The sequence below is a fragment of the Veillonella sp. T14073-2 genome (assembly GCF_002959875.1).
GTDB lineage: Bacteria > Bacillota > Negativicutes > Veillonellales > Veillonellaceae > Veillonella > Veillonella infantium.
In genome coordinates, this window is sequence record NZ_PPDC01000006.1 from 477342 (window position 1) to 491084 (window position 13743).

Sequence of the window (13743 nt, forward strand, 5' to 3'; positions counted from 1 at the left end):
GTTCCGCTCCTTTCTTTTACGAAAAAAAGGTAGTAAGTTCTATGAACTTACTACCTTTTCGGGTTATAGGACAAAAAGTGTGTGTGACTAATCCCAATAAGTTGGAAAATCTGTAGACATATGTAGCTCATTCCAAACAGGAGCATCACCCCATTGAGGGATTGAACGATCTATTTGGCAATAATCAGATAACCGTTTGTAGATAGCAGCAATCGATTCATCTGTAGGCATACAATTTAATATATCTGAAATAGAAAGCGGTCTTGGTGAGTGCATATAGCACCACCAATAGACCGCTTTTAGTCTTCTTTCAAGTGAAAGACCCCTATGAGCCCGTAACATGCTTCTTAGTTGAGCATTTACTCCACCTTCAATACGATTATTTGTTGTAGGTACTGTAATATCAATGCATTCCAAAAATGTAAATAAAGTTTGTTGCCTAATCAGGCGCCATAATGATGATTCAGCTTTAAGCAAACGCTCATGTGTAGAGCGTTTGTTTCCAAATTCATCAATCGTCATTTCTCGTAAAAAATCAGAATATGTCATGCGCCACGCTGAAAGCTCATTAATCCATATAAAGGCTTGATCCATTGTTTTCACATTAAATAAAGCTTTGGCAAGACTATAAAGGTCCTTCCCAGCTAACGTTTTAGGTCTACTTGTCGTATATCGTCTAACCTGACAAAAAATATGAAATAGGCATCTTTGGTGGCTACTATGAGGCCAAACTTTTCGTAATGCTTTAGGTAAACCATTAGCACCATCAGACACAACGACTTTAGGTTCAACAATCCGTTCCATTAAGCACTGCCAAGCTCTAGCATGCTCATAACGGCAGACATACCATCCTAGAACATGAGTATCATTGCAACAAATCAACACACATAAATTCCTAGATAAGTAAATTCCATCAAGATATACCACATCATGTACTTCTTCCACTTTTGGTGGCAATGGCCATATGGACCAAAATTTAACGGTTTTACGCCTAAATGTACGACCTTTACCAGGCATATCAGCTTGAATATCGGTACTAAATAACCAATTCAAGAATAGGTTTAACTCTTTACTTAAATTATTAATTTTAACGGTAAATGCCACCTTACAATGTTTGCAAAACCAACGCTGAGAACCAGATTTTAAAACACCATGTTTAATACATTTTTCATTACAATCAGGACATTTTATTTGTCGCATAAACTCTTCCTCCATATTTGTTTATATATAGGAAGATATAACATCATTTTAGTCAGTAATTACAAGGGTTAATTGATGTTTTCACCCACACTTTTTGTCCACCCTCAAACTTCTCCAGAAAAAGATTAAACCCTTATAACACTAGTAAATATCTAGTGTTATAAGGGTTTTTACACACACTTTTTGTCCTATAAGCCACCTTTTCTATTTATATATATGTATATGGCTATACCCCATAAACAATTTGATATACGATAATAATTTACTAGATTATATATAAATATATCACTATTGAGTAGCTTTATTTCAGAACTACATTGGTAGCCCCGGCACCACCTTCGTCATAGCCTGCCGTTTCAAAATGAGCTACATGCGGTAAGGTACGCAAGTATTGATGTACACCTTCTCGTAATGCACCAGTCCCCTTACCGTGAATAATGCGCACTTGATTAACACCACCAAGTAAAGCTTGGTCAATAAATCTACCAACAGAAACTGTCGCTTCATCTACCGTTTGTCCAAGAATATTGATTTCAGTACGAACCTCTTTTTGGCGTTGTACGGCAGAGCCACCCATACGTTTTCTAGTCTTAGGCATAGCTGCCTTTTGTTCCCGTGCAAGCTTATTTCCTTCTTCACGTGTAGTAGATTGTAATTCGCTAACCTTTACAGTAGCTGTTAGTCCATTAATATCTACATTCACACGATTACCATTGATAGCTAATACGGTACCTAATGAGCGTAAAGATGTAACATATACTGCTTGGCCTACCTTAATAGCATCTGCAGTCAAAGATTTACGATCATCATCTACTGGAGATTCTGGTATATGTACATTAGAGATACCCTTACGTGCTGCATTAATAGCAGATTGACGCTTATCCTTATTTGTTTCAGAGAATTGCGATTTTAATTGCTTGATTATCGCTTCCCCTTCGACGCGTAAGCTACGTTTCATAGATTCTGCATCAGCTTGAGCTTTGGCTAAGATTTGTTTACGCTTTTCGTTAAACTGTTTCTTCTCCTTCTCTAATTGGCCACGCATACGACGTGTTTCATCAAGCTCTTTCTTTAATGCTCTTTCACGCTCAGATGCCTTACGAAGTTGTTCATTTAAATCTGAAAGAACCTCTTCCATCTCATGGCTACCAAATTGAGATTTATATTCTGCCGCACGAGTTACAATATCTTTTGGCAAGCCTAGACGGGCAGCAATGCTCAATGCATGGCTACTACCGGCTACACCGATATGAAGTCGATATGTTGGTTTTAAGGTGCGCTCATCAAACTCAACATGGCCATTTTCAATACCTTCCGTATGGTACGCATAATTTTTAAGCTCATTATAATGAGTACTTACCATCATAAGAGCGCCCTTTTTACGGAAGAATTCAAGGATAGATACTGCTAAAGCACTACCTTCCTCTGGATCAGTACCAGAACCAAGCTCATCTAGTAATACCAAGTCATTGGGGCCACAATGTTTAATGATGGAAATCACTTGTGTCATATGAGCAGAGAACGTACTAAGGCTAGCCTCAATACTTTGTTCATCCCCAATGTCGGCAAAGATATTCTGGAATACTGGCAACATTGAACCGTGATCAGTAGGGATAAACAGACCACATTGGTTCATTAAACTCAATAACCCTAATGTTTTAAGGGATACTGTTTTACCACCTGTGTTAGAACCAGTAATTAATAGGATGCGATATGATGTGCCTAATACAATATTCGTAGGCACTACCACATTCGGTGGAATTAATGGGTGACGAGCTCTCATGAGATTAACTGTTCTATCAGTACTCAAGATAGCTGGTACACCCTTATAGGAAATAGCAAGGCTCGCCTTACCATATACAAATTCGATATGGGATACCTTTTCACAAGCATCCATCAAATCATTACTATGCTGTTTAACAAGGGCAGATAATTCACGGTAAATGCGCAATACCTCTTGCTCTTCACCAATCAAAGCCTCTTGTAATTCATTATTTAGATTCACCAAGCGCATCGGTTCAATATAGAGTGTTTGACCCGTTGCAGAACGGTCGTGAATAAGACCATCAAAATATTGGCGATATTCCTGTTTTACAGGGATTACATAGCGATTATTACGCTGCGTAATGATCGTTTCTTGGAAATACTTCTGATTATCTTTGTCGTGTAAGATAGCTTGAATATCATTTTTAATCTTTTCACGAGTTTTGATAATCGTATTTCTAAGGCTCGCCAACTTAGGAGATGCAGTATCTAGCAATTCCCCTTTTTCATCAAAGACCCGCTTAAAACGGTTTTCAATGCGATCTGTATTCGGCATATCCTGTACCCATAAGGATAGCAACGGATATTCCATATATTTCGTTCTAAAGAACTTAGTCATTCGCTTATAAGCACCAATGGTTAAGTAAATATCCCACAATGCTTCACGAGTAAGGACAAAGTCTTTACGACTCTTCTTACAGGACTCACGAATATCACGAGTTCCCCCTAACGGTTGTTCTACCTCAGTTTGCAAAGAACGCATGGCTTCTGCCGTTTCATCAAGGTTCTCTTGAATGGCTTTTGCATCTGTCATAGGTTCGATGTGCATGGCTAATTCTTTAGCAATGGTAGAACTACAATGTTGTTGTAATTGTTCTTTTATATGGTGAAAGTCTAATACATCTTCGTTAAACAATGTACTACCTCTTTTATAAAATACCTCTAAAATAGTGGCCCCTTGTAATAGGCGTATCATCTTTGCCTACACTCTTAGGCGGAGCCTCTTGCGTTCCATTTTGAATGGATACATAATCTGCTACGATAGTACGCAATCTCTTTGGATCCATATGACGTCCATCAATACGCAAAATATGTAGCCCTTTTCGATGTAACTCTGGCACGTAGGCACGCATGTCCATTTCATGACTATTCATGATGTGCATACGGCAATAAGGATCGGTACGCAATGGGAACACTTCCCCTTTACGGTCCTTTAATGCGTAATCTTCCTTTACACACGGCATAGGGCAATTTTCTTTTTTACCAGTCCCTACAAAGCTAGCGATGGCACAGTATTCAGAAATCATCATTTCCGTATAACCATGAACCATAACCTCTAATGGCAAATGAGTAGATTTTTGTAAGCTTACGAGTTGCGTTAATGTTAACTCTAAGGATGGTGCTATGCTACTCATATGTAAGTCCTCCCATACTTGTAAGGAAGAGCCATTAAATATGTTAAGACCTGTATCGGCTTCAATAGCACCTGTATACCCTAAGTCACGAAGCCACAATAACGCTTGTGGAACGTGAATAGAAATGCTATCTGGTTTTGCCTCAACTATGGCCTTAAGGGTATTCATATACGCCTCAACTTCATCATCTTTCACAACCCGAGGCGTAGCGAATACACAAAGCACATTATGGACTTTACAAAGCTTGGCTACCTGCTCAAAGATTAAACCCTTATAACACTAGTAAATATCTAGTGTTATAAGGGTTTTTACACACACTTTTTGTCCTATAAGCCACCTTTTCTATTTATATATATGTATATGGCTATACCCCATAAACAATTTGATATACGATAATAATTTACTAGATTATATATAAATATATCACTATTGAGTAGCTTTATTTCAGAACTACATTGGTAGCCCCGGCACCACCTTCGTCATAGCCTGCCGTTTCAAAATGAGCTACATGCGGTAAGGTACGCAAGTATTGATGTACACCTTCTCGTAATGCACCAGTCCCCTTACCGTGAATAATGCGCACTTGATTAACACCACCAAGTAAAGCTTGGTCAATAAATCTACCAACAGAAACTGTCGCTTCATCTACCGTTTGTCCAAGAATATTGATTTCAGTACGAACCTCTTTTTGGCGTTGTACGGCAGAGCCACCCATACGTTTTCTAGTCTTAGGCATAGCTGCCTTTTGTTCCCGTGCAAGCTTATTTCCTTCTTCACGTGTAGTAGATTGTAATTCGCTAACCTTTACAGTAGCTGTTAGTCCATTAATATCTACATTCACACGATTACCATTGATAGCTAATACGGTACCTAATGAGCGTAAAGATGTAACATATACTGCTTGGCCTACCTTAATAGCATCTGCAGTCAAAGATTTACGATCATCATCTACTGGAGATTCTGGTATATGTACATTAGAGATACCCTTACGTGCTGCATTAATAGCAGATTGACGCTTATCCTTATTTGTTTCAGAGAATTGCGATTTTAATTGCTTGATTATCGCTTCCCCTTCGACGCGTAAGCTACGTTTCATAGATTCTGCATCAGCTTGAGCTTTGGCTAAGATTTGTTTACGCTTTTCGTTAAACTGTTTCTTCTCCTTCTCTAATTGGCCACGCATACGACGTGTTTCATCAAGCTCTTTCTTTAATGCTCTTTCACGCTCAGATGCCTTACGAAGTTGTTCATTTAAATCTGAAAGAACCTCTTCCATCTCATGGCTACCAAATTGAGATTTATATTCTGCCGCACGAGTTACAATATCTTTTGGCAAGCCTAGACGGGCAGCAATGCTCAATGCATGGCTACTACCGGCTACACCGATATGAAGTCGATATGTTGGTTTTAAGGTGCGCTCATCAAACTCAACATGGCCATTTTCAATACCTTCCGTATGGTACGCATAATTTTTAAGCTCATTATAATGAGTACTTACCATCATAAGAGCGCCCTTTTTACGGAAGAATTCAAGGATAGATACTGCTAAAGCACTACCTTCCTCTGGATCAGTACCAGAACCAAGCTCATCTAGTAATACCAAGTCATTGGGGCCACAATGTTTAATGATGGAAATCACTTGTGTCATATGAGCAGAGAACGTACTAAGGCTAGCCTCAATACTTTGTTCATCCCCAATGTCGGCAAAGATATTCTGGAATACTGGCAACATTGAACCGTGATCAGTAGGGATAAACAGACCACATTGGTTCATTAAACTCAATAACCCTAATGTTTTAAGGGATACTGTTTTACCACCTGTGTTAGAACCAGTAATTAATAGGATGCGATATGATGTGCCTAATACAATATTCGTAGGCACTACCACATTCGGTGGAATTAATGGGTGACGAGCTCTCATGAGATTAACTGTTCTATCAGTACTCAAGATAGCTGGTACACCCTTATAGGAAATAGCAAGGCTCGCCTTACCATATACAAATTCGATATGGGATACCTTTTCACAAGCATCCATCAAATCATTACTATGCTGTTTAACAAGGGCAGATAATTCACGGTAAATGCGCAATACCTCTTGCTCTTCACCAATCAAAGCCTCTTGTAATTCATTATTTAGATTCACCAAGCGCATCGGTTCAATATAGAGTGTTTGACCCGTTGCAGAACGGTCGTGAATAAGACCATCAAAATATTGGCGATATTCCTGTTTTACAGGGATTACATAGCGATTATTACGCTGCGTAATGATCGTTTCTTGGAAATACTTCTGATTATCTTTGTCGTGTAAGATAGCTTGAATATCATTTTTAATCTTTTCACGAGTTTTGATAATCGTATTTCTAAGGCTCGCCAACTTAGGAGATGCAGTATCTAGCAATTCCCCTTTTTCATCAAAGACCCGCTTAAAACGGTTTTCAATGCGATCTGTATTCGGCATATCCTGTACCCATAAGGATAGCAACGGATATTCCATATATTTCGTTCTAAAGAACTTAGTCATTCGCTTATAAGCACCAATGGTTAAGTAAATATCCCACAATGCTTCACGAGTAAGGACAAAGTCTTTACGACTCTTCTTACAGGACTCACGAATATCACGAGTTCCCCCTAACGGTTGTTCTACCTCAGTTTGCAAAGAACGCATGGCTTCTGCCGTTTCATCAAGGTTCTCTTGAATGGCTTTTGCATCTGTCATAGGTTCGATGTGCATGGCTAATTCTTTAGCAATGGTAGAACTACAATGTTGTTGTAATTGTTCTTTTATATGGTGAAAGTCTAATACATCTTCGTTAAACAATGTACTACCTCTTTTATAAAATACCTCTAAAATAGTGGCCCCTTGTAATAGGCGTATCATCTTTGCCTACACTCTTAGGCGGAGCCTCTTGCGTTCCATTTTGAATGGATACATAATCTGCTACGATAGTACGCAATCTCTTTGGATCCATATGACGTCCATCAATACGCAAAATATGTAGCCCTTTTCGATGTAACTCTGGCACGTAGGCACGCATGTCCATTTCATGACTATTCATGATGTGCATACGGCAATAAGGATCGGTACGCAATGGGAACACTTCCCCTTTACGGTCCTTTAATGCGTAATCTTCCTTTACACACGGCATAGGGCAATTTTCTTTTTTACCAGTCCCTACAAAGCTAGCGATGGCACAGTATTCAGAAATCATCATTTCCGTATAACCATGAACCATAACCTCTAATGGCAAATGAGTAGATTTTTGTAAGCTTACGAGTTGCGTTAATGTTAACTCTAAGGATGGTGCTATGCTACTCATATGTAAGTCCTCCCATACTTGTAAGGAAGAGCCATTAAATATGTTAAGACCTGTATCGGCTTCAATAGCACCTGTATACCCTAAGTCACGAAGCCACAATAACGCTTGTGGAACGTGAATAGAAATGCTATCTGGTTTTGCCTCAACTATGGCCTTAAGGGTATTCATATACGCCTCAACTTCATCATCTTTCACAACCCGAGGCGTAGCGAATACACAAAGCACATTATGGACTTTACAAAGCTTGGCTACCTGCTCGTAGATGCTAAGTTCATAAGGCTTACGTTGTAAACGGTCACCACCGAAGATAATCTTCTTAGCGCCCCCTTCAATAGCTGCTTTCACAGCCTCTAGTTCATCAACGCGAGCACTCACCATAGGCTCAGAATATTGAACCTTACCCTTGGCAACTATAGATGACATATCTTGAGGCTCTACAGCCAGCTCAGCCCAAGCCGTTTCATGGTCTGTAATCAATACGTTTTCTAGCGCTTCTACAGCATCTCGGCGCAATGCATTTAACACACTAGCTGGCCACATATAAGGCCCGTCAGGAATAGACATAGAGCCAAGCGTAAACAATGTATTGCCTAATCTACCTACTTGGTCTGTAACCTTCTCTAATGTAGTCGGTTTATTGTTAGCAAAAACCGGTTCAAAATCATTAGATACAGTCACAGTACGCCCATCATTCAATACAAAGGTAAGGTCTGTGCAAGGTTGTTCTCGGTCTGTATTAATAGAAAGATAACCATGTACCTCTAATTTAGCACTGAAATCTTGTAAGCCTCGTTGTTTTTGAGATTTTGGCGTAGATGCTAAAAATACTTGTCCCGCTGCAAACCCTTCATCAGGTTTGCCTACAAAATGCTTTTCATCCATTAAGGACCAATTTTGATCAATTTGATAATACGCAATACTACCAGAAGCTTGCATTACCTTTAAAAGTGATCCTTTTTCAATCGGTTCTGTTAGGAATAAATGAACTTGTCCCTTTTTGACCTCTGCTTTACCAATTAATTTGCCTTGATTATTTGGAGCTACAACAGTCATCATAGATTTTCCTACATGGTCTGTTAAGTAATCTGTAGAGAAGCCACGATTAAACCCTGATGCCAATGCATCGGCATCAGCAGAATCCATGTGAGCCGTATCTAAAATATGACGATAGGTCCCAATGACTTGACGCACATAGGAAACCTTTTTCATACGTCCTTCTACCTTAAAGGATGTAACACCGGCCGCCACAAGCTCATTCATATGTTCACTATAGTTAAGATCCTTCGGACTTAATAGATAGGCTTCGTGTTTTGGCAACAAGCTAGTGCCAGATGAATCCAATAGCTCATAAGGCAAGCGGCAAGGTTGTGCGCAAGCACCACGGTTGCCACTGCGACCACCGATAAAGGAACTCATCAAGCATTGACCAGAATAACACACACATAAGGCACCATGTACAAAGACTTCGATTTCAGCTGTACAATTTTTACAAATATGTTCGATTTCTGCAAGACTCAATTCACGAGCTAACACAACGCGAGTGAAGCCAAGGCTTTCATAAAAACGAACAGCATCTAATGTAGCAGCCGTCATCTGCGTACTACCATGTAAATGCAATTTCGGAGCCACTCGTTGTGCCAATTTAGCAACCGCTAAATCTTGAACGATAATAGCATCCACACCGATGCGCTCTAAATCTTTTAAATACGCCTCGAGAGCCGTTAGTTCAGAGTCACCTATAAGGATGTTTACTGTTACATATACAGACACATCTAGAATGTGGGCCAATCGAATAGCCTCAGCCAATTCTTCAATGCCAAAGTTTGCTGCATGAGCACGAGCATTAAAGCCTTTACCGCCAAGATAAATAGCATCAGCCCCAGATTCTAAAGCGGCTATAAAGTTTTCCATCGTACCGGCAGGAGCCAATAATTCCATGGATAATCCTTTCTACCTAACTAAAGGTATAACTATAGTACTAAAAGGGTTTACCATATGGTAAACCCTTTCAATATACTGCTTAAGATTAACGTAATCTACAGTTAATTTCTGCTAATGCATCGATAATAGCTTGAATGTTACCATCAATATCTTCATCATTCAACGTGCCTTCCATAGAACGGAATTGCAAGTTGTATGCAAGACTGCGGTAACCAGCTTCGATATGTTCACCTTCGTAAACGTCAAAAATAGATGCACTTTCTAAATATTCACCACCATGCTCTTTAATGATGGATAAAATTTCACCACTAGATACGGACACAGGTGCTACGATAGCAAGGTCACGGCTAGTACCTGGGAATTTACTAAAAGATGTATAGCGGAATGCTGGAATCGTTAAGGATAATACTGCTTCCAAATCGATTTCAAACATATATACTTTGCCAGGCAAGTCAAAGTTTTTGCTCACTTGTGGATGTAGTTCACCGTATTGAGCAATCATTTTGCCATCTACAACGTATTGAGCACTTACGCCTGGATGGAAGTATGGTTCAGCACCACGGTTGATTTCATAGCCTGTAACGCCAAGTTCAGCCAACAACGCATCTACGATACCTTTTACATCATAGAAATCTGTAGTGCGTTCTGCTTGATTCCAGCCAGCTTGGTTTGCTTTGCCCATCAAGATACCACAAGCCATAGGGCGTTCATGAGGTACCTCTGTTAAAGGCAATGCTTTTGGTTCATATACATTCGCTGTTTCAAACAACCAAAGATCCTTATTTTGTTGCGCAATATTGCGTTTGGCAGCTTCGATAACAGCTGGCACCAATGTAGTACGCATATAAGGGAATTCTTCGGAAATAGGATTCAAAATTGGAATGGCTGTATAACGGCTATCCCCTTCAGGAAGCATCATATTGGAAAGGCCATCTTTATGCATAAAGCTAAATGTAATAATTTGAGTCATACCCAATTTAGCTAACCCGTGTGTTACCTCTTTCGTAAGAGCTTTCTTAGGCGTCATACCACCAGAGGACAATACGGCTACAGGAATTGTAGGAGCAATATTATCGTAGTTATAAATACGAGCTACCTCTTCAGCGATATCAGGCATTACTGTTACGTCACCGCGCCATGTTGGAACGAGGGCAGATAATTGGTCTCCATCTTCAGTTACAACAAATTCAAGAGCAGTCAATATGCGAACCATTTCGTCTTTTTCGATATTTGTACCCAAGTAATCGTTGATTTGTTTTGCTGTGAAAGTAACTGTATGTTGCTCTACAGGGTTCTTGTACACATCGATAATGCCTACGTCAACTTTACAGGATGGGCAAATTTGTTGCAACAACTGTGCTGCTCTGTCGATAGCATAGGCAGTGTATTTATGGTTTACGCCACGTTCAAAACGTCCAGATGCTTCAGAACGCATACCAAGCGCTTTTGCAGTGCGGCGAATGGATGGCCCATTAAACACAGCAGCTTCAAGCATAACTGTAGTAGTTTCATTTGTTACTTCGCTATCAAAACCGCCCATAATACCAGCTACGCCTACAGGACGTTCTGCATCGGCAATGATAAGCATGGAATCATTCAATTCCCGTTCAGAACCATCAAGTGTAACAAGAACTTCACCATTTTTAGCACGTCTTGCCACTAATTGATGACCTTTTACATGGTCATAGTCATAGGCATGCATAGGTTGACCAAGTTCTAACATAACATAGTTTGTTACGTCTACAACATTATTAATAGGACGAATGCCACTGTTACGCAAACGATTTTGCATCCACAATGGAGATGGTTCAACCTTTACATCTGTAACGATACGAGACATGAATCGTGTGCAAAGATCATCCGCTTCGATAGATACAGATGCTTTGCCTTCAATGGACTCACCATTTTCGTTAACCATGATAACAGGGAATAAAGCTTTTTGATTTGTCATTATACCGAATTCACGGGATAACCCAACCATGGAGAAGCAGTCTGCACGGTTTGCAGTCAATTCAAATTCATATACTGTGTCATTTAATCCTAATACATCTTTTACATCAAGGCCGATTGGTGTGCCTTCAGGAAAGATATAAATACCTTGTGCTTCTTCTGGCAATACTAAATCGCTAGAGATACCGAATTCTGCAACAGAACAGAACATACCTTCAGATACCTCGCCGCGCAATTTACCTTTTTTAATTTCTGTTCCATCAGCTAAGCGAGATTTATGGTAAGCTACAGGTACGATTTGACCTACCGCTACATTTGTGGCTGCTGTTACGATTTGTTTTGTAACAGGCTCACCTTCTTCAGTAAGGCATTCAACTTGACATACTTGTAATTTATCTGCATCTGGATGTTTCGTAATTTCTACGATTTTACCAGTATAAATTTTCTTAATGCCATTATCCATAGCAATGACATCTTCTACAGGAATCCCTGCTTGTGTTAATTCATCGGCCAATTCTTGAGCAGGACGATTCATATCCACAGGCACGTATTCGTTCATCCACTGTAAACTTGCTTTCATGAGTTCCTCCTAAAATTGTTCCAAGAATCGTACATCATCTTCAAAGAATAGACGTAAATCATTAATGCCATATAAAAGCATAGCAATACGTTCTACGCCCATGCCAAAGGCAAAGCCTTTAACCTTTTCAGGATCATACCCATTAATACGCAATACATCAGGATGAACCATACCGCATCCTAAGATTTCAAGCCAACCTGTATGAGAACATACACGGCAACCTTCACCACCACACATTACACAGGAAATATCTACTTCTGCAGATGGCTCTGTGAATGGAAAGAAGCTTGTACGGAAACGTACTTTTGTTTCATCCCCATACATGTGACGCAAGAAGGACTCTAATGTGCCTTTCAAATCAGCAAATGTAATATGCTCATCAATGATGAGACCTTCCACTTGATGGAATACTGGGGAATGTGTTGCATCATAATCCCAACGATAAACCTTACCCGGCGCAATCATACGGATTGGGCTGTTAGGCTCATGACGTTGCATTGTACGAGCTTGTACTGGAGATGTATGCGTACGTAATAAGAAGTTTTCTGTAATATAGAAGGAATCTTGCATATCACGTGCAGGATGATCTTTAGGCAAGTTTAAGCATTCGAAGTTAAAGTAATCCTGTTCAATTTCTGGACCCTCTTCAACGGTATACCCCATTTTCATGAAGAAGTCCTCAATCATTTCATTAACCTTAGTTAATGGATGGATATGACCAGATTTTTGTGCACGACCTGGCAATGTAATATCGATGCGTTCTTGCTCTAAACGATCATTTAACTCTGCCGTTTCCATGCGAGTTTTTACAGCCTCAATTTCAGCCTCTAATGCTTCACGAACAGCATTAACGAGAGCACCAGCCTTAGGACGTTCTTCTGGAGATAATTTGCCAAGACCTTTTAATAAAGCCGTTACCTCACCTTTTTTACCTAGATATTTAACACGTATATCTTGCAACGCTTGTTTGATAGCAGCGCCTTTGATAGCCTCAAGGGCTTCTGCCTTAAGACGTTGTAATTCTTGTTCCATTAAAGCATCCTCCTATATTTAAAAGTCTAAACTATATTATACCAAATCAGGGTTGTCTTCTTCAATAAAACGCCATGGTAATTCAGGTAATGGCTTCTCTTCTAGTACAAAAAATGTACCACGTGCCAAGTGAACAAGTTCACCTAACTCATTATAGATACGTGCTGTAGCAACAATAGTTGTTTTACCATTATGTTCTACATTGGCTACACCGCGCAATACAGTACCACCCTTAACAGCTTTCACATAGTTACCATTAAGATCAATAGTGCTAACAGATTTGCCCAATGTGAAACAAGCGGTCCCCATTACACTATCTGCTAAACCAATACAAACGGCACCATGTAAATCCCCTCGGAAATTACAATACTCTGTATCATTTGTTTGTAAGGTCATTTCTGCATGACCTGGTTCAACTGCTGTAATTTCAGAATCTTTTACCCAAGAAAATGGATTCTGATTTCGTAATTCGTTGAAATATTCTAACAATGTTGTAGCCATAAGGTTCTCCATTCAATATACTTACCTGTAGATTAGGTAATCT

8 protein-coding genes are annotated in these 13743 nt (G+C 39.6%); all 8 read right to left on the reverse strand.

The features are described from left to right. Positions 1–87: 87 nt before the first annotated feature. On the reverse strand, positions 88–1200 hold the full coding sequence (locus VCHSUH04_RS05740; protein ID WP_105085724.1) for an IS256-like element ISVat1 family transposase: 1113 nt from the start codon (positions 1198–1200) through the stop codon (positions 88–90). Between the two features lie 301 nt (positions 1201–1501). Continuing rightward, the gene (locus tag VCHSUH04_RS05745; RefSeq protein WP_233188288.1) at positions 1502–3940 is read right to left on the reverse strand and encodes an endonuclease MutS2; all 2439 of its coding nucleotides are present in this window, start codon (positions 3938–3940) and stop codon (positions 1502–1504) included. Further along, positions 3894–4547, reverse strand: coding sequence for a peptidase U32 family protein (locus VCHSUH04_RS05750; protein WP_233188290.1), 654 nt, complete (start codon positions 4545–4547; stop codon positions 3894–3896). The genes VCHSUH04_RS05745 and VCHSUH04_RS05750 overlap by 47 nt, the downstream gene beginning before the upstream one ends. 271 nt (positions 4548–4818) lie before the next feature. Then, complete coding sequence (locus tag VCHSUH04_RS05755) at positions 4819–7257, reverse strand: endonuclease MutS2 (RefSeq protein WP_233188288.1); 2439 nt, start codon at positions 7255–7257, stop codon at positions 4819–4821. Continuing rightward, positions 7211–9634 (reverse strand): DUF3656 domain-containing protein, encoded by a 2424-nt coding sequence (locus VCHSUH04_RS05760; RefSeq protein WP_105085725.1) that lies wholly within the window; start codon positions 9632–9634, stop codon positions 7211–7213. The genes VCHSUH04_RS05755 and VCHSUH04_RS05760 overlap by 47 nt, the downstream gene beginning before the upstream one ends. Positions 9635–9722: 88 nt before the next feature. Then, on the reverse strand, positions 9723–12167 hold the full coding sequence (pheT, locus tag VCHSUH04_RS05765; protein WP_105085726.1) for a phenylalanine--tRNA ligase subunit beta: 2445 nt from the start codon (positions 12165–12167) through the stop codon (positions 9723–9725). 9 nt (positions 12168–12176) lie between these two features. Beyond that, complete coding sequence (pheS, locus tag VCHSUH04_RS05770) at positions 12177–13199, reverse strand: phenylalanine--tRNA ligase subunit alpha (RefSeq protein ID WP_105085727.1); 1023 nt, start codon at positions 13197–13199, stop codon at positions 12177–12179. A gap of 36 nt (positions 13200–13235) precedes the next feature. Next, positions 13236–13700, reverse strand: coding sequence for a PaaI family thioesterase (locus VCHSUH04_RS05775; protein ID WP_105085728.1), 465 nt, complete (start codon positions 13698–13700; stop codon positions 13236–13238). Positions 13701–13743 lie beyond the last annotated feature (43 nt).